Source organism: Methylocella silvestris BL2, from assembly GCF_000021745.1.
Taxonomy (GTDB): Bacteria; Pseudomonadota; Alphaproteobacteria; order Rhizobiales; family Beijerinckiaceae; genus Methylocapsa; species Methylocapsa silvestris.
In genome coordinates, this window is the sequence record NC_011666.1 from 410,430 (window position 1) to 429,667 (window position 19,238).

Here is a 19,238-nt window from a genome sequence, read left to right on the forward strand (position 1 = left end):
CGGCTCAGGCGACGTCGGGGCGCGGCGGAAAGGCCTCGCCCGCGCGTTCGTCAAGGCCAAGACGCTCCTCGACAAGATAGAGCGGCCGGCGCTTCACCTCCGCAAAGATGCGCCCGATATATTCGCCGAGGATGCCAAGCGAGAGAAGCTGAATGCCGGCAAAGAAGGTGATGGACACGATCAGCGAGGCGTAGCCCGGAACGTCAACCCCGAACAACAGCGTTCGGATCACATAGAAAGCGGCCAGCGCCAGAGCCAGGACAGAGGTCGCCAATCCGAAATAGGTCCAGATCTTGAGCGGCATGGTCGTGAACGACATCAGCCCGTCGAGCGCGAAATGCGTCAGCTTGCGATAGCTGAATTTGGAGTGGCCGGCGAGGCGCGGGGCGACCTCGAAGGGAACGCCGATCGATTTGAAGCCGATCCAGGCGTAGAGGCCTTTGGAAAAGCGCGCATGTTCGCGCATGGTTTTGAGCGCGGCCACCGCCTTGGCGTCGAGCAGCCGGAAATCGCCGGCGCCCTCCGGCAGCTGCATTTCGCCGACGGCGCCGAACAGCCGGTAGAATCGCTGCGTCAATACGCGACGAAGGGGAGCGTCGGCGGCGCGGTCGATGCGTTGCCCGTAGACGTTTTTGTAGCCCTCCCGCCATTTCTCGACGAAGGCGCGGATGATTTCCGGCGGATGCTGCAGATCGGCGTCAATGATCACAGCCGCGCCGCCGCTGATATGGTCGAGCCCGGCGGCGATGGCGATCTCCTTGCCGAAATTGCGGCTGAGCGAGACCGCCCGGATGCGCGGATCGAGATCATGCGCCTTGCGCAGAACCTCGATGGTATCGTCGGTCGAGCCGTCGTCGACGAAAATGATCTCGAACGACCGGGCGCAGGATTCGAGCACAGGAATCAGCCGATCAAGCAGCGGCCGCAGATTTTGCGATTCATTATAGACGGGCGCGACGACGGAAAGCTCCGCTTCCGTCAGCAGGCCTTCGGAGCGCATCATCGGCTTGTCTCTTTCATGGGCGCCGCGTCTCAAGGAGTTTCGCCAAAAGTTTGCGCCGCTGCGGCAAGCCGCGATTTGGGCGTCGCAGCGGAGCCGGAGAAAGCGCCAAGACCGCGCAGGGGCACGCCGCCAGCGTGATGCGTCAAAACGAGAATTTGACGCGAAGCCGGCGATTCACGGGATCCGATGTCGCTCTATCGCGCGTTTTGCGGGTGATCGTCTAGGGCCGGATGGCTGGTCATGCGAAAACCGGCAAGCGCTGTTGCGGCCTCGATCCTTCGCCCGATGAGAGCGAAGATAGCGTAAGCCGAAGCGAGAATTCCGCTTTTCGACGCCATCCTCTAGGCTTTGGCATTGAATTGCGCAAGCGAGGGCCTAAAATCCGCTTTTAAATCGAGCGCGGAGGCGCGCGAGGACAAAATCATGAGGAAGCTCGCGCAGGACGAGGCCACGCAGGCCGCTGAGGCCGTGGGGGGAACACTCACCCGGGCCGGCCGTCCGCTCGTCGCAATCAGCCTTTGCGCCGACGATTTCGGCATTTCCGCCGGCGTCAATCGAGGCGTGATCGAAGCGATCGAGGCCGGCCGGCTCAGTGCTACCAGCGCGATGACGACGCGGCCATCCTGGCCAAAGGGCGCCGCCTCGCTGCGGCGCTACGCCGCCCGCGCCGATGTGGGCCTTCACCTGAACTTGACGCTTGGCTCGCCGCTGAGCTTCATGCCGAAATTCGCTTCCTCCGGCCATTTCCCTGAAATTTCGCGCGTTCTTGCCGGCGCGCGGCGGGGCCAATTGCCGGAGCGCGAGATCCGCCACGAAATCGCGCGGCAGCTTGATTCTTTCCTCGACCATTTCGGCGCCCTTCCGGATTTCGTCGATGGGCATCAGCATGTGCAGATCCTGCCGCAGGTGCGGCAATGGCTGTTCGACGAGCTCGATTTGCGCGGGCTCAAGGGCCGCGTCTGGCTGCGCAACAGCGCCGATCGTCCGACGCGCATCCTGCGGCGCGGGATCGAGCTCAAAAAGGCGCTCGGCGTCGCCTGGCTCGCCGCCGGCTTTGCGCGCGAGGCGGCGGCGCGCGGCTTTGCAACGAATGAAGGCTTTGCCGGCTTCTCGAAATTTGATCCCTGCTGCGATTACGCCGCCGATTTTGCCGCCTATCTGCGCGCCCCAGGCCGGCGTCATCTCATCATGTGCCACCCCGGCTATTGCGACGAGGAGCTCGTGCTGGCCGATCCGGTGACGATCACGCGCGAGCGGGAGTTGAATTTTCTGCTCTCGCCGGCCTTCACCGATATGCTCGAACGCGCTTGCGTGAAGCTGGCGCGTATGGCGCCGCCGCGGATCGAGATCGCTGCGTGACGGTCTCGCGGTGAAGCGCAAGGACGTCGCTTTTGTCACCGGCGGCAGCTCGGGCATAGGCCGCGCGGTCGCGCTTCGGTTGGCGGGACAAGGTTTTACCGTCGCCGTCAGCGCGCGGCGGGCCGCCGAGCTGGACGCGGTTGCTGCCGAGCACGGGGGAATCGTCAGCTTTCCGGGCGATGTCGCCGACGGCAAGCGCATGGCTGAGATCGTTACGGCGGTCGAAGCCGCGCTCGGCCCGATCACGCTCGCGTTTCTCAATCACGGCGTCTATTTCCCGGCCGAGCGCCAAGGCTTCGACGCAGAGGTCGTCTGGCGCACATTTGAGGTCAATGTCGGCGGCGTGATCAATTGCCTCGCGCCGCTGCTTGCCGCGATGGAGGCGCGGGGCGGGGGACAGATCGCGATCACCGCCTCGCTTGCGGGCTACGGCGGCGTGCCGGGCTCGATGGCCTATGGCGCGAGCAAAGCGGCGTTGATCTATATGGCCGAGGTTCTGCGCATGACCTATGAGCCTCGGGGGCTGAAAATCCAGATCGTCAATCCGGGCTTTGTGGAAACGCCGATGACGGATCACGCCAATTTCGACATGCCTTTCCTCATGAGCGCGCAAAAGGCGGCGGCCATCATCTGCGACGGTTTCGACAAGCGCGGATTTGAAATCGCCTTTCCGCGCCGTCTCGCCCTGTTGTTCAAGGCCGCGCGCTTGTTGCCCTATCCGCTTCTGTTGCCGCTGATGCGCCGCCTCGCGCGCCGCGCGCGCACGGATCTTTGACCGAACATTCTGCGTTCGACCTCGCGACATATACGCCTGTCCCGGTCGCCTGCGGGACGCCAGCGTTTTTCGCCTTGCCCGCAGCAACCTTCCGTTACCTTCAACGTTGCGACCACAATATCAACAATGGTCGGCTACTTTAGCCATTTCTCGACTTCGAAGGACGACGGTATGTTCATTCATCGCAAGGAACTGATCCAGCCGGTTAGCGTTGGCAAGCCTGACGCCCGATTTGGCGTCTTCCTCCTTGAGCAATTCGGCGGGGCCACAGGCGAACTCACAGCCGCGCTGCAATATTGGGTGCAGTCGTTTCATGTCGAAGACGCCGGCATTCGCGACATGCTTCAGGATATTGCGATCGAAGAGTTCAGCCATCTCGAAATGGTTGGCAAGCTCATCGCGCAACATACCAGCAAGCTCGATCAAACGGACGTCTATGACGCGCCCTTGTTCAAGCTGAAAGGCGGCGGCCCCCATTTTCTAGATAGCCAAGGAAGCTGCTGGACGGCGTCTTACATTCAGGAGGGCGGCAATGTGGTGCGTGATCTTCGCGCCAATATTTCGGCGGAAGCCGGCGCGCGGCAGACCTATGAGGCGCTGATCAACGCATGTGACGACGAGGGCACAAAGAAAACCCTGGTTCACCTTCTCACCCGTGAGATCACCCACGCCAACATGTTCATGAAGGCGCTCGATTCCATCGGCAAGCTCGACGATCCATTCTTTGGCAACATACAACCAGACGACACCGTCAAGCTCGTCTTCAATCTGTCGCAAGGCGAAGACGCACGCGGCCCGTGGAACGAGGAGCCCAACTTTAAGTATATTTCGGATCCGCAACCGGCAGGCGGAATGCCGGCGGCGCCGATCAATCCGGATGATGAAAAAACCTCAAAGATAAAGAAAAAGGCCCGCGCCTAGCTGGCTCTGACGGAAAGCCGCCGACGGACTCTGTTGTCTGTCGGCGGCGAGGCCGAGCCACGCGCGGCCATTGCGTCAACTGTGTCAACCCTTAACCTTTTCAAACGCCGCCAACGCCCGCGCGCGGCCTTCGGCAAGATCGACGATGGGCCGCGGGTAATTTTTACCTAGCTCTACTCCAGCCCCGCGCAACAGGGCCGGCGGCGCTGCGAAGGGTTTGTGAATCCATTTATTCGGCAGTTTCGCCAGCTCTGGAATCCAGCGGCGTACATAGTCGCCGGCCGCGTCGAACTTTTCGCCCTGAAGCACAGGATTGAAGATCCGGAAATAGGGCGCGGCGTCTGCGCCCGATCCCGCGACCCATTGCCAGTTCATCGGATTATTGGCGGGGTCGGCGTCGCAGAGCGTGTCCCAGAACCAGTTCTCGCCAATGCGCCAGTCGATCAACAGATGCTTGATGAGGAAAGAGGCCACAACCATGCGCACGCGGTTGTGCATATAGCCCGTGGCCCAGAGTTCGCGCATGCCGGCGTCGATAAGGGGATAGCCAGTCTCGCCGCGCTGCCAGGCGGAGAGCTCTCGCGGCGCCGGTTCGCGCCACGGCATTTTATCAAAGCGGCGCTGGATATTTTGGCGCGCCGCGTCGGGATGATAAAACGACAGATGGTAGTTGAACTCGCGCCATCCGAGTTCGGCAAGAAATTTTACGCCGCCTTTTTGGGCTGCATTGTCCCAGGCTGTTCGGACCGCTGCAAAAATCTGGCGCGGGCCGATCTCGCCAAAACGCAGATGCGGCGACAGCCGCGAGACCGCGTCCGCACTGGGCCTATTTCGCTCAAGCGAGTAAGACGCAATCTCGCCCTCCAGAAAAGCCTTAAGCCGTTCCTGCGCGCCATTTTCTCCCGGCCTCCACGCTGCGCGCAAGCCGCCGGCCCAATCGGGCTTTTCCGGCAACAGGGCAAGCGCTTCAATGCTCGTTGTTCGCAGCGCCCCGCGCGGAATGGGCGCGGCCGGAAGACGGTCCGGCGCGGGGAGCGGCTCGCCGACTTGCGCCGCCGCGCTCGCCGCTCGCCAATAGGGCGTATAAACCGCAAAACCATGGCCGTCGCCGCGCGTAATGTCCCAGGGCTCGTGCAGCAGATGCCCATTAAAGCTCTTCGCCTCGACGCCGGAGGTTTTGAACTGCGCCTTCAATGCCGCGTCGACCGCCATTTCCGGACCGCCGTATCGGCGCGTCCAGCAAATGATGCGCGCCCCGGCCGCCTCGGCCAGCGCGGGCAGGATTCTTCGCGCCTCGCCGCAAAAAAGATCCAGCCGGCCGCCTTTCGCCGCGATGTCCTGTCCGAGCGCCTGCAGCGAATGATGCAGCCACCAGCGCGCGGCGCCCCCCAGGGGACGAAAGCCGGCCGTCCCATCTTCCAGAATATAGACGCAGAGAAGCGGACCGCCGGTCGAAAGGGCCGCCGCCAGCGCCTCATTGTCGGCCAGCCGCAAATCGTCGCGGAACCAGACAATCGCAGTGTTTTGTGTTTTTGGCGCGGCCATGGGTCCCCTTGATCGCGCTTCAACCGGCGCCCAGCGGTATGGTTTCATCACGCACTACGCCGCGCGCGCTTGCGCCCCAACGCCTGATCGCCTAATCGAGCTTTTTGCCGCAAGAGGTCGCCGCATGGCTGAGGACAAGCTCTATGAGACGATCGTCAGACGCCATGACAAGGTCCTGATCGTCGATTTCGGATCGCAGGTCACCCAGCTGATCGCGCGCCGCGTGCGCGAGGCCGGCGTCTATTGCGAGATTGCGCCGTTTCAGGCGGCCGAAAAGGCCTTCAATGCGCTGAACCCCAAGGCTGTTATCCTCTCGGGCGGCCCCCGATCCGTATTGGAGCCAGATTCGCCGCGCGCGCCCAAAACTCTATTCGAGTCCGGTGTGCCCATTCTTGGCATCTGCTACGGCGAGCAGGTCATGGCCGAGCAGCTTGGCGGCACGGTTATCGCCGGACATAGTCACAGCCGCGAATTCGGCCGCGCCGAAGTCGAGATTTTGCGCGAAAGCGCCCTGTTCGACGGCGTCTGGGGGCGCGGCAAAAGCTATCCGGTCTGGATGAGCCATGGCGATGCAGTCAGCGAGCTGCCGGAAGGCTTTGTCCCCATCGCGACCTCGCCGAGCGCGCCGCTTGCCGCCATCGCCGACGAGGCGCGGAGATTTTTCGGCGTGCAGTTCCATCTCGAAGTCGCCCACACGCCCGACGGCGCAAAACTCATTTCCAATTTCGTGCATAAGGTCGCCGGGCTCAGCGCCGATTGGACCATGGGCGCCTTCCGGCAGGAGGCGATCGCCGCGATCCGCGCGCAAGTCGGCTCGGGGCGCGTGCTGTGCGGCCTTTCCGGCGGCGTCGATTCGGCGGTGGCGGCGTTGCTCATTTTCGAGGCGATCGGCGAACGGCTGACTTGCGTCTTCGTCGATCACGGCCTGCTGCGGCAGGGCGAGGCCGAAGAGGTCGTGACCCTGTTTCGCGGCCATTACAATATTCCGCTGCATCACGTCGAGGCGAAGGCGCTGTTTCTCGGGGCCCTGACCGGCGTCCGCGATCCGGAGGAAAAGCGCAAGATCATCGGGCGTCTTTTCATCACCGCTTTCGAGGCGGAGGCGAAAAAGATCGCCGCCGACGGCCGCGGCGCCCCGGAATTTTTGGCGCAGGGAACGCTCTACCCGGATGTGATCGAAAGCGTCTCGTTCAGCGGCGGACCTTCGGTCACCATCAAGTCGCATCACAATGTCGGCGGCTTGCCCGAACGCATGAATATGAAGCTGGTCGAGCCGCTGCGCGAGCTGTTCAAGGATGAAGTGCGCGCGCTTGGCCGCGAGCTCGGTCTGCCGGAAGCCTTTGTCGGGCGCCATCCCTTCCCGGGGCCGGGGCTGGCGATCCGCTGCCCAGGCGGAATCACGCCGGAAAAGCTCGAAATCTTGCGCCAGGCCGACGCCATCTATCTCGATGAAATCCGCAAGGCCGGATTATATGACGAGATCTGGCAGGCCTTCGCCGTGCTGCTGCCCGTGCAGACGGTCGGCGTGATGGGCGACGGTCGCACCTATGAATTCGTCTGCGCCCTGCGGGCGGTCACCTCGGTCGATGGCATGACGGCCGATTTCTACCCCTTCGGCATGGGATTTCTCGGTCGGGCCGCGACACGGATCGTCAACGAAGTCAAAGGCGTCAACAGGGTTGTCTACGACATAACGTCAAAGCCGCCTGGCACGATCGAGTGGGAATAGCCCTCGCCCCGCGGCCACACGCAACAAGAACAACGCACAGGGCGTCGCCTTTCGGTTTAGAGTATAATATTTCCGCGTGGATTGTCGTCTTCCGCGCTGACCTCCAGGACACCTTCGTCGATGAGTTTCTTCAGCCGACTGGAATGGATGTTCTTTGCCAACCCGAGGCTCTTCTGGAGCTGATTGAACCGACGCTTGTCCTTGAAGACATCCCGAAGGTTCAAAAGAGACCACCAGCTTCCGATCGCGGATAATGCTCGGGCAACGCCGCAATCTGCGGTGCTGAGATCAGTTCTTTTTCGTTTCCTCGCCGCCCCGCTCCGCCAAAATAGGTTGCAAAGTTAAACCTAATGTCCTAGTCTGTCCAAGGGTTGTAAAATTAAACCGTATGGCCAGTTTCTAGAGACCCAAAAGAAATGCCCTCGTCGCCTTTATTTCGACCCCTCAAAGCGGGTTCTGTGGTGCTGGAGCGCTCGATCGGTATAGCGCCGCCAACGCGGATGCGCGCCTTCCAACTCGGCGTCGCGCACGTCCCGCGGCGGGGAATCGTCGGCTTACCGATCGCCAACCGCTCTCATCATTTGATCGAACCTGCAAATTCATCGGATTTAGGAAAACAGCGATGAACTCAACAATGCTGCACCGATCGTGCCGCCAACGGCTGGGCCACCACCATGGTTTGCAATGCTCGCAGAAGACGCAACCCTGGAGGCAACCGTTCTGAAGCAGCCGATCGAAGGCTGAGACAACATCATTTCCTTGATCAAACAGGCTATCCCTCTCTCGCCGCGAGGGAACTGCTGGCGGGCATAAATAACGAAGGGCTACACAAAGCGATAATGCAACAACGGGAGTTATTTCTCAATAATTAGCACATCGCTTCCATTAAAGCTCGTAACACCGAGAAGGATTACCGATGTCACGTTCGTCTCTAGGTACTGCTCTTGTCACCGGCGCCTCGTCAGGCATCGGAGCTACTTATGCCGATCGCCTTGCAAAGCGTGGCTATGATCTGCTGTTGGTCGCCCGCGATGCTGCCCGCCTGAATACCTTGGCTGAGAAGCTCGCCGCCACTTATGGCATCAAGGCTGAGGCGCTGCAGGCTGATCTGACGAATAGGGGCGAGGTACGCAAAGTCGAAAAACGTCTGCGAGAAGACGACGCGATCACGCTCCTCGTGAACAATGCCGGTATCTCCTCCAGAACCACCATACTTGAGGGCGACATTGACTATCTCGACACAATGATTGAACTCAACGTCGTCGCCGTAAACCGCCTTTGCGTTGCTGCCGCTCAGACGTTCGCCAAGCGGGGCAGGGGTGGCATCATCAACATCGCGTCCGTCACCGCGCTGCTAGCTGAACGCTTCCATGGGGTTTACAGCGGCACCAAAGCTTTCGTCCTCAACCTGACGCAGGCGATCAATACGGAAGTCGCCGGCAAGGGCGTCAAGGTTCAGGCCGTCCTGCCTGGTCTGACCCGAACCGAGATTTTCGAGCGAAGCGGCCGTTCTATCGACGATTTCCCGCCGTCGATGGTGATGGATGCGGGCGACATGGTGGACGCCTCGCTCGCCGGCTTCGACCAAGGGGAACTTGTCACCATCCCGTCGTTGCCCAATGCGGCCGACTGGAGCGCCTTCGATGCCGCCCGTACAGCGCTGGCGCCCAACCTGTCGCATAACGTGCCGGCGCCGCGCTACGGCGTCTCTTGACGGTGATCAAGAAGGTTGGGCTGCGTTAAGCCAACGCAGCCCAGCATAGGTCGGGGTACCGTCACGATCATGCCGCGAAGCAGTGGCGACAGAGCGACAACGGCGACGTAATCAAGCAGCTTGATTTCCGACAGCGTTGCGAGATCGTGATTCTAACCCAGAAGCACACTCCGGCAGGCAACCCTCTACCATGAGCGCTACAATTGGGATGCCGGCGCGGTTCAGCGCCCGGTATCATCCACGGCGACGATCAGCTTGCCGAAATTCTTTCCCTCCAGCATTCCGATGAACGCTGCCGGCGCGTTGGCGAGGCCTTGAACGATATCCTCTCGGAAGCGAACGCGGCCGTCGTTGATCCAGGCGCCGACCTCATCGAGAAAGGCAGGACGCTGATCCCAGAACTCGCGAACAATGAAGCCTCGGAGGGTCAGGCTTCGCGAAAGCGCCGTGCGCATCGTTGCGGGAAGGCGGTCCACCCCGGTCCCTGGCGCATTATATTCGGCGACAAGACCGCAAAGGGGGACGCGGGCGAACTCGTTCAGGAGCGGTAGGACAGCCTGCCAGACCGCGCCGCCCACAAGCTCGAAATAGATGTCGATCCCGCGTGGGCACGCAGCGGCCAGATCGTCCGCGAAGGTCGGCGATCGATGGTCGATCGCGGCATCGAAACCAAGCGTGTCCAGGGCATAGGCGCATTTGTCCGGACCGCCGGCGACGCCGACAGCCCGCGCGCCCTTGATCCTGGCGATCTGCCCCACCAGGGAGCCCACCGGGCCGGTCGCCGCAGCCACGACAACGGTCTCGCCCGGCCGAGGCTTGCCGATCTCCAACAGGCCGGCAAAGGCGGTAAGGCCGGGCATCCCGAGGACGCCGAGCGCCGTCGTGATCGGCTGGAATCGTCCGTCGAGCTTGGTCAGTCCGGCGCCATCGGAAATGCTGTGGGTGACCCAACCCAGACGCCCGGCGACATTCTCGCCGACCTGAAAGTCGGGACGCCGGGATTGCACGACGCGTGCGACGATCTCGCCTTCCATGACGCCGCCAACGGGCGTCGGCGGCGAGTAGGACTTCCGATCGTCCATCCTGCCGCGCATATAGGGGTCGAGCGAGAGGTAGTGGGTCTGCAGCAGGACCTCGCCGTCCCGGATCGCAGGCAGCGGCAGCCGTTCCAGCCGAAAGTCTGTCGGGCGGGGAGTCCCTTGCGGCCTTGCTGCAAGAACGATTCGTTCACTGGTCACTTCACTCATGTCTCGCCTTCACACGAAAATCCTGGAGACCAAGAATCCGTCCGTCCTGCGCCGCAAGCTGGAGCTTGGTGAGCGGTTGCCGGTTCAGAGTGTCGACCATCCTGTATTTCAGCTCGCCGGGCGCGAAGCAGTTTTCTTCGCCCCACTGCCAAAGGGCGACCAGGATCACCCCGAGTTGCTGTCCCTTGGGCGTGAGAACGTAGAGATGGCTCAGCGCCGAGTCCGGGTCCGGCTGGACCGTGAATATGCCTTCCTCGACCAGCTTTCTGAGACGCACCGACAGGATGTTCTTCGCCAGGCCGAGATTCTTCTGAAACTCGGAAAACCGCCGGCGGCCACTAAAGGCGTCGCGGACGATGAGAAGCGACCACCAATCGCCGACGACTTGGAGGGCGCGCGCGATGCCGCAACCGGACTTCCCAACATCGGTTCGCTTGCCCTTCAATTATTTCTCCTACGTCGCCGCGAATATCGGTTGCGAAATTAAACTAAGCGAGTGTAATTGTCGATAGGTTGCAAAATTAAACTTTATGCCGCGGAGTCGGCGCGATCGGAGACGCGGAGAATGAGCGATCTACTGGAACTTGCTATCGCAGCGCATGGTGGGTGGGAGCGTTGGCAGCATCTCAAGACGCTGTACGCGCATGTCACGATCGGCGGCGGGATATGGCCCCTCAAGGGATGGCCGGACGTCTTTGCCGATGCGCGCGTCACGGCTGACCCTCATCGACAGCACATCGAGTACACGCCCTTTGTCGAGGCTGGCCGCCACAGCCTTTTCGAGGCCGGCCGCACGGCGATCGTGACGGACGGCGGCGAATTGATCGAGCAACGGGAAGCGCCGCGCGCCGCCTTCGAGGGGCATAGTGTGACGACGCGTTGGGACGCCCATCACCTCATCTATTCCGGCTATGCGATGTGGACCTATCTGACGACGCCGTTTCTCTTCAAGCTCCCGGGCTTCCAGACCGAGGAAGTGGAGCCTTGGTCGGAAGACGGCGAAACATGGCGCCGCCTCAAAGTGACGTTTCCGACCGATATCGAGAGCCATTCCACGGATCAGACATTCTATTTCAATGCCGCGGGCATTCTGCAGCGCCACGACTACAGCGTCGAGGTCATGGGCGGAACGGCTAGCGCCAACTATGCAACCGAGCCAAAGGAGTTCGGTGGCTTCATCTTTCCGACCAAGCGGCCCGTCTATTCGATTGGACCGGACAATAGACCGGTGCGCGACCGCGTGTTTGTAGCAATCGACTTCCACAATATCGAGCCTGTCTGAGGGTAGGATATCGCCGGCCAAAATCGGCGCTGCGATTCTCCCCGAACGGGACCGCCAAGATGATGGTGTCGGCATCGAGTGCATCCCGCAGCGACTTGGCGACGACCGTGGGTCCAATCGCCCGAGCTTGCGGCGCCAGCGCCTCGGGCGCTCGGCGGCTGGCGACGGTGACGTCGATGTTTTTACGGGCAAAGGCGTGGGCGAGGGCCTAGCCTACCGCACCAAATCCTACAATCGCATAGCTCATAACGCTTCTCCGATCCGTGTTGATATTGATTCCTCGGCCTTCAACGGCGCGGGAATATCCGTTTTGCTGCATGGCGACCTTCGCGAGATATTCGGACCGCCAACCCAAGCGATTGCGCGTCATCGGTCCGAATTCCCGAATTGATGCGTGGACGTCCTGCCGTGAACGACTTCCGCGCGGCCGGACGATCAGCCGCTTCCCGCGATCCGGCGAGATTTCAGATAGCCGAGAAGCCGCCGTCGACAGACAACTCCACCCCATTCACAAAGCTCGAATCGTCTGAAGCAAGAAACAGCGCGACCGCCGCAATTTCCTCAGGACGACCCATCTTTCCCCGCGGGATCAGGGATTCGAACATCCGCTTCGCCTCCTCGGTGAGAACCTGGTCCTGCATCGGTGTGGCGATCGGCCCCGGGCTCAGCACGTTCACGCGGATATTCCGCCCCTTCAGTTCGTTGAGCCAGGTGCGTGCGAATGAGCGCAACGCCGCCTTGCTCGCCGCATATACGCCGTAACCAGGAAAACCTTTCACCGAAGCAACTGACCCGGTCATGAAGATCGATCCGCCATCGTTGAACAGCGGCAGCGCCTTCTGAACCGTAAACAGCGTGCCGCGCGTGTTCAGGCCGAAGGTCGCATCGAAATGCTGCTCGGTGATCTCGCCCAGTGGGACGGCTTCGCCCGTGCCGGCGCTCGCATACAGGACGTCGATCTTGCCCTTTTCCCGCTTGACCGTGTCGAACAGACGGTCGAGGTCATCGAGATTGGCCGCGTCGCCGCGCACGCCCGTCACGTTCCGGCCAATCAGCTTGACGGCCTCGTCGAGCGCCTCCTGCCTTCGGCCCGTGATGAAGACATAGGCGCCTTCTTCCACGAACCGCTTAGCGCTCGCCAGCGCCATGCCGCTCGATCCACCTGTAATGACTGCAACCTTACCGTCTAGCTTTCCCATAACTTTTCCTTTCAGGCTCTGCCTTTGGTCGTTCGGGAAGAACCCGAGAGCCTGGAAATAAGTCTGCCGGGGTCAGGGTTTGAGTGCGGAAACGCGCACATTGGTGGTGCGAAATCGATCCGGCTGGACGACCGACGCCAGCCGCGACGATCGGCGCCCGCCGTTCGGAACTGGGCCGCGCTCGTCGGCGTATGCTATGATAACCGCCCTGCGCCAGCCACTCACGAGATGCTGTTCGAGTGTTGGACGCGCACTTTGGAAGGGGCGCCGCGCGGCGCGGGATTGCGCCATGATCGACTGGGACGACGTTCGCTACTTTCTTGCCGTCGCACGCGGAGGCTCGGTGCGGGCCGCCGCCGGGCGCCTCGGGGTGAATCATTCAACCGTACTGCGACGCATCGCCCAGCTCGAGGAACGCCTCGGGGCGCAGATGTTCGAAAAGCTGCCTTCGGGCTACCGCCTGACGGCTGCGGGCGAGGAGGTCCTCGAGCTCGCGAACCAGATGGAAGCGTCGTCGCACCAGCTGGAGACGCGCGTCTTCGGGCGCGACCAGAGCGTGCGCGGGCTTTTGCGGGTGACGCTGGCGCCGCCTCTCGCGACACACCTGCTCATGCCGGATTTCGCCGATTTCACGCGCCTGCATCCGGACATCGAGATGGAAATCCTGTCGTCCGGCGAGCTGGCGAATCTGACCAACCGAGAGGCCGACGTCGCGCTCCGCGTCGTCTACGACCGCAAAACCCTGCCGCTCAACCTTCACGGCTTGAAGGGACCGGAGCTGTTCGGCGGCGTCTACATATCTCGCGATCGACTGGCCGCGTGGCGCGCGGGCGCGCCTGATCCCATCCGGTGGATCGTCATAAGCATTCATGGAATTCCGGATTGGGCCAGCGAGGGTGAGGTTGGCGCCACGGGGGTCCCATTCAGGACGACGGACGCCGAGGCGCAGATCGTTGCTGTACGGCAAGGGATCGGGATGACGACACTGCCGTGCTTCATTGGCGATGCCGACCCCCTGCTGGTAAGGGCGCCGCGCGCCGACCTGCACATGTACGGAACGGTTTGGCTTCTCACACAGGGGGAAACACGCAAGACGGAGCGCGTGCGGATTTTCACGGAGTTCGTATCCCGCAGGCTCGCCGCGTACGCGCCGCTTCTCGCGGGGCTGTCCATATCGCGCGACTGACGCCCAGCAGGTCGCCGGCGGCGCTTTCCGTAATCCATTCGGAAGCCGAGCTGCGATCGCTTGAAACAGCGTCGTTCAATCCGCGAATGTTGCGCCGTATCGCAATCGGCGCGAGGGCCAGACTACTGACGGCGACGGACTTCACCATCGCTGACGGTCATTTTGGCAGGCTGGAGACGCCGCTTTTGCGGCGAACTCCGAGGAAAATATGAGCATCGCCGGAAACGCGTCTCCGCGGGCCACAAGCTTCCGCCTGCAGCGAGTCAAATAAGAAACTATTATGTATCTTATTGACAGAATCCGACGCGGGCCGTAAGGACTTTGAACCTTATTTGCAGCAAGTCAGCGCCTTGGCCCCATCCCCACTTCTTATGCAGAGCAGCCGCGAAACGGTTGCAAATGGGCGGTCAGAGGCGCGCACCAGCAATACGATTTAAGGACGCAGGCTATGGGCGAGCGAGCAGTCAAAAACGTCCTGATATCGGGCGCCAGCATTGCGGGACCTGCTTTGGCCTTCTGGCTGACCCGCTACGGAATCAACACAACGGTCGTGGAGAAGGCGTCTTCGTTGCGGGGCGGCGGCTATCCGATCGATATCCGCGGGACGGCGCTCGACGCCGTCGAGCGAATGGGCCTCTACCCGCAGATGCGCGCGGCGCATGTCGACTCCCAGAGCATCGCCTTCGTGGACGAGCGCGGCGCGGTGATCGCGAAGATGGATCCGGAAGCCGTCACAGGAGGCGTCAGGGGCAGGGACGTCGAAATCCGCCGGGGCGACATCGCGACGATCCTGTATGCCGCCACGAAGGACAAGGCGAACTACAAGTTCAACGATTCCATCGCGGCGCTGGACGAGCATGCGGATGGCGTCGCCGTGACATTTGCCAGCGGAGACACAGGGACCTACGACATCGTCATCGGCGCGGACGGGCTGCATTCGAACACCCGGTCCCTGATCTTCGGCGACGAGTCGCAGTTCGAAAAATACATCGGATTCTGCTTCGCCGGGTTCACGATCCCAAACATTTTCGGTCTCGACCGCAGCGCCCTGGCCTATACGCTGCCGGGGAAGAATGCGGTCGTCTATGCAGGGAACGATGGCGGCCCGGCCCACGCGTTCCTGATTTTCAGACATCCCACCTCGCCATTCCGAAAGCGTATCGCCGATGAGGACAAGCGGAAGCTGACCGCCAGCATGTTCGAAGGCGTCAACGGGTGGATCGTGCCCCAACTGGTCGAGGACATGCGGAAGGCCGAGGATTTGTTCTTCGACGCCGTCAGCCAGATCCACATGCCGATTTGGTCGAGGGGACGCATCGCGCTCGCCGGGGACGCCGCGCACGCCACCTCTTTCTTGTCGGGGCAGGGCTCGAGCATGGCGCTTGTCGGCGCCTACATCCTGGCCGGCGAGCTCGCAACCCAGCCGAACTACACGTCTGCCTTTGAGGCGTATGAGAAATTGGCGCGGCCCTTTGTCGAGATGAACCAGGCCTTGGTCGAAGAAGGCAAGCACATCATGATTCCCGACACTCAGGAGGAGCTCGACGCCCGCAATGCGATGTTCCGGCGGATGGCGGAGACGCCGGTCGGCAATGTCGTCCGGAAAGCCGACTCACGCCAGATCCACAGCGCGCTCGCCTTGCCTGACTATAGTTGACGCAGGAAATTGAGCCAGCCATATCGGATCGATGGTCTGCGAGGGACTCGATCCACTCTTCCTGAAGACGAAGGATCGAAGATCACGAAATGCGGGGCCATGCTGACCCGCCAGGGGACCTGTGGTTGGCCGATCACGGGAAGCATCCTCTGGCTTTTTTCTGAATCCGATGACCGACCAAACTAAGCGTCCCAAGCTGTCGCGCCGTCGCGGGATGGCGCTCGAAAAGGCCCTGCTCCAGGTCGCGTGGGAGCAACTGACGGAGGGCGGCTACAGCAACTTCACCATGGACGCTGTGGCGGACCGTTCCCACACGAGCCGGCCGGTAATCTACCGGCGGTGGTCGAGCCGCGCTGAGCTGGCGATCGCCGCGATCGGCCACCACGTCGCGGAACACCCTGTCGTGGCGCCCGACCTTGGACGGCTGCGCGACGAGATGATCTCAGTCCTTCAGCAGTCGATGGAACGTGGGGCTCTTATCGCGGGCATCATCGCGCGGGATATGTCGGATCTCTACCGGGAGACCAAGGCCACGCCGTCCTCTCTGCGGCAGTCCATATTGGGCGCCGAAGGCAAGCTGCTGGAGAAAATCATTGAGCGCGCCGTGGCGCGCGGCGAATTGAGCGGCCAGGGTCTCACGCCGCGCCTTATATCCTTGCCGGCTGATCTCCTCAGGCACGAGGCGTTCATGACGCTCGCGCCAGTTCCGGCTTCGACCATCGCTGAGATCGTCGACGATATCGTGTTGCCGCTGCTGAGGCTCCATGACCTTCCGAAGCGGTAGCGCCTGTCCTGCAGGCGGGTGATCGCCGGGCTGAACCACATCCCACGAGCCATCTCTCCTCCCGCCGACGCAGGCTTAATTTCCGGCCTTTGCCGGCGGCGCGGCTTCCGCGCGGAAGGCGTCGACAAATGTCCGTAGATCGGCCGGGGCGATATCCGACACGGCGACATAGGCGAGGTCGCCCGCGGCCCATCGCTCAAACGAAAAGCCTGCGCGGCTTTCTCTTTCCGGCAAGGACGCCAGCTCGCTGCGCGGCAGCGCGGTGACGCTGATGACATGGGGACCGCGCCGGTAGACCAGCGTCGGCGCCGGCCTGCCGTCGATCACGTCGACGCGGCCGCCGGCCAGCGGAAAGCCGCGTTCGCCAAGATCGACTGAGTCGGGCGCGATCGTCGTCTTGCCGTTGAACCACGGTTTCACGACATGCCGATTTGACGAAGCGACGTCGAACGGCTGCGGCGCCATCATCGCGCGCAGATGGGCCGAAAGAATCTCGCCGGACGTCTCGGCGCCGGGGCGGTTCATCGCCAGAAAAGTCGTTCCGCTGCCGAGCAGGACGCCGCCCGCCAGCCCGACCAGCAAAGTCGCCGCGAGCGGCGACAGAAAACGGGTCAGCCGGCCGCCCGGCGCGCCGTCGCGAAAGCCAATCTTCTGAATGATCCGGCCGCGCAGCCCACTTGGAACGGGCGCGCCGGCGAGAGCCCCGCGCAAAGCGCCGGACAGAGCCTCCAGCCGTTGAGCCTGCGCCCGGAGCTCGGGATTCTCAGCGAGCCGCCGCTCCATGGCCAGCGCCTCGCCCGGCGATAATTCGCCGTCGCGATAGGCGTTCAGCAGCAAAATGTCCTCGTCCGTCATCAATTTTGCGCCTCTAGCCCCTTGAGGAGCTGTTGTCTTGCCCGCGCGAGACGCGACATCACCGTGCCGATCGGCGCGCCGCTGACTTCGGCGATCTCGCGATAGCTCAATCCATGATATTCGCGCAGCACCAGCGCCTCCTTCAGGGCTACGGGAAGAGCGTCGACGGCGCGCGCCAGGCGCGCGGCCTCGTCCTTGGCGAGAAGCAGGCTTTCCGGCGTCTCGAAGGCGGGCGCGAATGCGCCCCCCTGTTCCAGCGTCGCTGCGTCGGAAGCATCTAACGCTTCGCTCGACAGCGTGACGCCCGGCCGCCGTTTTTCGAGCCAGGAATAGCAGGCGTTGCGCACGATGGTCAGGAACCAGGCGCGCGCATTGCCCTCCGCAAAGCTCTCGATCGCGCGGTAAGCGCGCAGACTAGCGTCCTGAAGAACGTCCTCGGCGTCGGTCGCGCTTCCTGTCAGCCAGCGCGCCAGCCGATAGCCCTCGTCCAGCCGCGGCAGCACGAGCTGCGAGAAGCGCGCCTTGGCGAGCGTCGTCGTCACCGGCAGACTCCTCGCGACCTCAAGGCGACGCCCTTCATCAGGGCGCCTTCACGATGATTTTGCCGGTCATATGCGGATGAATCGAACAGAAATACTCATATTGGCCCGGCTCCTTGAAAGTGAAGCGGAATTTGTCGTCGGAATCGAGGGGCTTGGATTTGAAGGATTTGTCGACGCCGACGACGGTATGGGGAATATCGTCGCCATTGGTCCAGGTCACCGTATCGCCGGGGGCGATTGTCAGTTCTGGCGGATTGAAGGTGAAATTGTCGATCTTTACGCTCACGGCGGCGGCGCCCGCCGGGAGCGGGCTGACGAGCGCCGCCGCAAGAAGAAACGAGAAAAGGCTTTGGCGCTTCGCGGTCAAGACGGTTCGCAGCATGCTCCGCTCCCTCAGCTCGCCAGCGTGCTGTCGGTGATCGCGAGCGGCTCGCCGCCGCGAATGAAGTTGACGTCGGTGACGCCGAGATAGGTTCGCAGCGCGCCGGGCGCCGTCTTCATCGGTCCGGGCGAGGGCGCTGTCCCGGGCGCCGGCTGCGGGAAGGCGGTCGAGCGGGCGGTGTGGAACGTGACGGCGCCCTCCACCTTTTGCATCACCTGATGAATATGGCCGTTCAGCACCGTCACCGAGCCGAACCGTTTCAATAGCTCCAGCGCCTGCGCGCTATCCTGCGTGCCCCAACCCCACTCCGGATAGACGGTCCAGAGCGGAATATGCGCGAAGACGACAATTGGCGTCGATGACGACAATCCGCGAAGGTCGTCGGCGAGCCAGGCGAGCTGCGCCTCGCCGAGATTGCCGAGGCCGCCGGCCTTGAGGTCGACGACATTGACGCAGCCGATGAAATGGACGCCGTTTTCGTCGAAGGAGCGCCAGCCGGCTCCCTTGGTTCCCTTGCCATAGCGGGCGAGATAGGCCTTGCCCGGCTCTTCGTCGACGATGTCATGCTCGCCCGGAACATAGAAGATCGGCGCGTTGAGTTCTTTCAGGACCTGATCGGCGTCGTCGAATTGCGAATCCTTGGAAAGATGCGTGATGTCGCCGGTGTGGATGAAAAAGGACGGCTGCGTCGGCAGGGATTTGATGCGTGCGACCGCCTCGCGCAGCGTGCCGAGCGCGTCGGGATTGGCCGGCTTGTCGAAGCCGACATGGCTGTCGCTAAGCTGCAGGAAGCTGAAGGGTTTTTGCTCCGCGAGCGTCGCCGCTTTGGCGAGGCTCATCGAATTTGGCACGCCGCCCGAGACGGTCCAGGCGACGGCGGAGCCCGCCCAAAGCATGCATTCGAGCGCGCCGCGGCGGCTGAGGCCGCCCGATTCGGATTGATCATGAGTCATTTCGATTCTCCGCGAAAAACGCTTCGCGATGAGAGAACCGGAGAGGGGCGCCGTTTATTCCCTGGCTCCAGGCGAAAAATGCGCGGCGACGACGGGCCGCGCCTT

General features: G+C 62.4%; 19 protein-coding genes and 1 pseudogene. 9 read left to right on the forward strand and 11 right to left on the reverse strand.

What is annotated here, in order from left to right; translation table 11 throughout:
- Positions 1-4: 4 nt before the first annotated feature.
- A complete protein-coding gene (locus MSIL_RS01900) occupies positions 5-1,003 on the reverse strand; it encodes a glycosyltransferase family 2 protein (protein ID WP_012589419.1) in 999 nt (332 codons plus the stop codon).
- 423 nt (positions 1,004-1,426) lie between these two features.
- Between MSIL_RS01900 and MSIL_RS01905 the strand changes: the two genes are divergently transcribed.
- The 3 genes from MSIL_RS01905 (at position 1,427) to MSIL_RS01915 (ending at position 4,058) form a co-directional block, all read left to right on the forward strand.
- Positions 1,427-2,362, forward strand: coding sequence for a ChbG/HpnK family deacetylase (locus tag MSIL_RS01905; protein ID WP_012589420.1), 936 nt, complete (start codon positions 1,427-1,429; stop codon positions 2,360-2,362).
- 10 nt (positions 2,363-2,372) lie between these two features.
- A complete protein-coding gene (locus MSIL_RS01910; RefSeq protein WP_012589421.1) occupies positions 2,373-3,137 on the forward strand; it encodes an SDR family NAD(P)-dependent oxidoreductase in 765 nt (254 codons plus the stop codon).
- Positions 3,138-3,308: 171 nt separating this feature from the next.
- Complete coding sequence (locus MSIL_RS01915) at positions 3,309-4,058, forward strand: manganese catalase family protein (protein ID WP_012589422.1); 750 nt, start codon at positions 3,309-3,311, stop codon at positions 4,056-4,058.
- Between the two features lie 84 nt (positions 4,059-4,142).
- On the opposite strand, the gene MSIL_RS01920 is transcribed toward MSIL_RS01915, so the two are convergent.
- Positions 4,143-5,603, reverse strand: a complete 1,461-nt coding sequence (locus MSIL_RS01920; protein WP_012589423.1) for a cryptochrome/photolyase family protein — start codon at positions 5,601-5,603, stop codon at positions 4,143-4,145.
- Positions 5,604-5,727: 124 nt separating this feature from the next.
- On the opposite strand from MSIL_RS01920, the gene guaA reads away from it, so the two are divergent.
- A complete protein-coding gene (gene guaA / locus MSIL_RS01925; protein ID WP_012589424.1) occupies positions 5,728-7,332 on the forward strand; it encodes a glutamine-hydrolyzing GMP synthase in 1,605 nt (534 codons plus the stop codon).
- Positions 7,333-7,388: 56 nt separating this feature from the next.
- On the opposite strand, the gene MSIL_RS20490 is transcribed toward guaA, so the two are convergent.
- Positions 7,389-7,556, reverse strand: coding sequence for a winged helix-turn-helix transcriptional regulator (locus tag MSIL_RS20490; protein WP_244406201.1), 168 nt, complete (start codon positions 7,554-7,556; stop codon positions 7,389-7,391).
- A gap of 692 nt (positions 7,557-8,248) precedes the next feature.
- Here MSIL_RS20490 and MSIL_RS01930 point away from each other — a divergent pair.
- A complete protein-coding gene (locus MSIL_RS01930) occupies positions 8,249-9,046 on the forward strand; it encodes an SDR family NAD(P)-dependent oxidoreductase (RefSeq protein WP_012589425.1) in 798 nt (265 codons plus the stop codon).
- A gap of 221 nt (positions 9,047-9,267) precedes the next feature.
- On the opposite strand, the gene MSIL_RS01935 is transcribed toward MSIL_RS01930, so the two are convergent.
- Both MSIL_RS01935 and MSIL_RS01940 read right to left on the reverse strand, forming a co-directional pair.
- Positions 9,268-10,293, reverse strand: coding sequence for an NADP-dependent oxidoreductase (locus MSIL_RS01935; protein WP_012589426.1), 1,026 nt, complete (start codon positions 10,291-10,293; stop codon positions 9,268-9,270).
- Positions 10,286-10,738, reverse strand: coding sequence for a winged helix-turn-helix transcriptional regulator (locus MSIL_RS01940; RefSeq protein WP_012589427.1), 453 nt, complete (start codon positions 10,736-10,738; stop codon positions 10,286-10,288). The genes MSIL_RS01935 and MSIL_RS01940 overlap by 8 nt, the downstream gene beginning before the upstream one ends.
- A gap of 120 nt (positions 10,739-10,858) precedes the next feature.
- On the opposite strand from MSIL_RS01940, the gene MSIL_RS01945 reads away from it, so the two are divergent.
- Positions 10,859-11,575 carry a hypothetical protein gene (locus MSIL_RS01945; RefSeq protein WP_012589428.1) on the forward strand — a complete coding sequence of 239 codons (717 nt, stop codon included), beginning with the start codon at positions 10,859-10,861 and terminating at the stop codon, positions 11,573-11,575.
- A 34-nt stretch (positions 11,576-11,609) separates the two neighbouring features.
- On the opposite strand, the pseudogene MSIL_RS20495 reads toward MSIL_RS01945, so the two are convergent.
- Both MSIL_RS20495 and MSIL_RS01955 read right to left on the reverse strand, forming a co-directional pair.
- Positions 11,610-11,822, reverse strand: a pseudogene (locus tag MSIL_RS20495) (NAD(P)-binding domain-containing protein); the annotation flags it as partial.
- A gap of 217 nt (positions 11,823-12,039) precedes the next feature.
- Entirely contained in the window at positions 12,040-12,774 is a 735-nt protein-coding gene (locus MSIL_RS01955) for an SDR family NAD(P)-dependent oxidoreductase (RefSeq protein ID WP_012589429.1), read from the reverse strand.
- 289 nt (positions 12,775-13,063) lie between these two features.
- On the opposite strand from MSIL_RS01955, the gene MSIL_RS01960 reads away from it, so the two are divergent.
- From MSIL_RS01960 to MSIL_RS01970, 3 genes are all read left to right on the forward strand, one after another.
- Positions 13,064-13,960 (forward strand): LysR family transcriptional regulator, encoded by an 897-nt coding sequence (locus MSIL_RS01960; protein WP_012589430.1) that lies wholly within the window; start codon positions 13,064-13,066, stop codon positions 13,958-13,960.
- 448 nt (positions 13,961-14,408) lie between these two features.
- Positions 14,409-15,617 (forward strand): FAD-dependent monooxygenase, encoded by a 1,209-nt coding sequence (locus MSIL_RS01965; RefSeq protein WP_012589431.1) that lies wholly within the window; start codon positions 14,409-14,411, stop codon positions 15,615-15,617.
- Between the two features lie 214 nt (positions 15,618-15,831).
- On the forward strand, positions 15,832-16,401 hold the full coding sequence (locus tag MSIL_RS01970; protein ID WP_049768077.1) for a TetR/AcrR family transcriptional regulator: 570 nt from the start codon (positions 15,832-15,834) through the stop codon (positions 16,399-16,401).
- 75 nt (positions 16,402-16,476) lie between these two features.
- Here MSIL_RS01970 and MSIL_RS01975 read toward each other — a convergent pair whose 3' ends face one another.
- Genes MSIL_RS01975 through MSIL_RS01990 form a run of 4 tightly spaced genes read right to left on the reverse strand, consistent with a single transcriptional unit; the run spans position 16,477 to position 19,133 of the window.
- Complete coding sequence (locus MSIL_RS01975) at positions 16,477-17,256, reverse strand: anti-sigma factor family protein (RefSeq protein WP_012589433.1); 780 nt, start codon at positions 17,254-17,256, stop codon at positions 16,477-16,479.
- Positions 17,256-17,798, reverse strand: coding sequence for a sigma-70 family RNA polymerase sigma factor (locus MSIL_RS01980; RefSeq protein WP_012589434.1), 543 nt, complete (start codon positions 17,796-17,798; stop codon positions 17,256-17,258). The genes MSIL_RS01975 and MSIL_RS01980 overlap by 1 nt, the downstream gene beginning before the upstream one ends.
- 37 nt (positions 17,799-17,835) lie before the next feature.
- A complete protein-coding gene (locus MSIL_RS01985; RefSeq protein WP_012589435.1) occupies positions 17,836-18,180 on the reverse strand; it encodes a cupredoxin domain-containing protein in 345 nt (114 codons plus the stop codon).
- 11 nt (positions 18,181-18,191) lie between these two features.
- Positions 18,192-19,133, reverse strand: coding sequence for a metallophosphoesterase family protein (locus tag MSIL_RS01990; protein ID WP_012589436.1), 942 nt, complete (start codon positions 19,131-19,133; stop codon positions 18,192-18,194).
- Positions 19,134-19,238: the final 105 nt, after the last annotated feature.

Excerpts from the sequence above, each read along its gene's own strand:
- MSIL_RS01945 (WP_012589428.1), top strand. The coding sequence starts at position 10,859 with ATGAGCGATCTACTGGAACTTGCTATCGCAGCGCATGGTGGGTGGGAG.
- MSIL_RS01960 (WP_012589430.1), top strand. The coding sequence starts at position 13,064 with ATGATCGACTGGGACGACGTTCGCTACTTTCTTGCCGTCGCACGCGGA.
- MSIL_RS01965 (WP_012589431.1), top strand. The coding sequence starts at position 14,409 with ATGGGCGAGCGAGCAGTCAAAAACGTCCTGATATCGGGCGCCAGCATT.
- MSIL_RS01975 (WP_012589433.1), bottom strand. The coding sequence starts at position 17,256 with ATGACGGACGAGGACATTTTGCTGCTGAACGCCTATCGCGACGGCGAA.
- MSIL_RS01900 (WP_012589419.1), bottom strand. The coding sequence starts at position 1,003 with ATGATGCGCTCCGAAGGCCTGCTGACGGAAGCGGAGCTTTCCGTCGTC.
- MSIL_RS01935 (WP_012589426.1), bottom strand. The coding sequence starts at position 10,293 with ATGAGTGAAGTGACCAGTGAACGAATCGTTCTTGCAGCAAGGCCGCAA.
- MSIL_RS01990 (WP_012589436.1), bottom strand. The coding sequence starts at position 19,133 with ATGACTCATGATCAATCCGAATCGGGCGGCCTCAGCCGCCGCGGCGCG.
- MSIL_RS01920 (WP_012589423.1), bottom strand. The coding sequence starts at position 5,603 with ATGGCCGCGCCAAAAACACAAAACACTGCGATTGTCTGGTTCCGCGAC.
- guaA (WP_012589424.1), top strand. The coding sequence starts at position 5,728 with ATGGCTGAGGACAAGCTCTATGAGACGATCGTCAGACGCCATGACAAG.
- MSIL_RS01955 (WP_012589429.1), bottom strand. The coding sequence starts at position 12,774 with ATGGGAAAGCTAGACGGTAAGGTTGCAGTCATTACAGGTGGATCGAGC.
- MSIL_RS01915 (WP_012589422.1), top strand. The coding sequence starts at position 3,309 with ATGTTCATTCATCGCAAGGAACTGATCCAGCCGGTTAGCGTTGGCAAG.
- MSIL_RS01970 (WP_049768077.1), top strand. The coding sequence starts at position 15,832 with ATGGCGCTCGAAAAGGCCCTGCTCCAGGTCGCGTGGGAGCAACTGACG.
- MSIL_RS01905 (WP_012589420.1), top strand. The coding sequence starts at position 1,427 with ATGAGGAAGCTCGCGCAGGACGAGGCCACGCAGGCCGCTGAGGCCGTG.
- MSIL_RS01930 (WP_012589425.1), top strand. The coding sequence starts at position 8,249 with ATGTCACGTTCGTCTCTAGGTACTGCTCTTGTCACCGGCGCCTCGTCA.
- MSIL_RS01985 (WP_012589435.1), bottom strand. The coding sequence starts at position 18,180 with ATGCTGCGAACCGTCTTGACCGCGAAGCGCCAAAGCCTTTTCTCGTTT.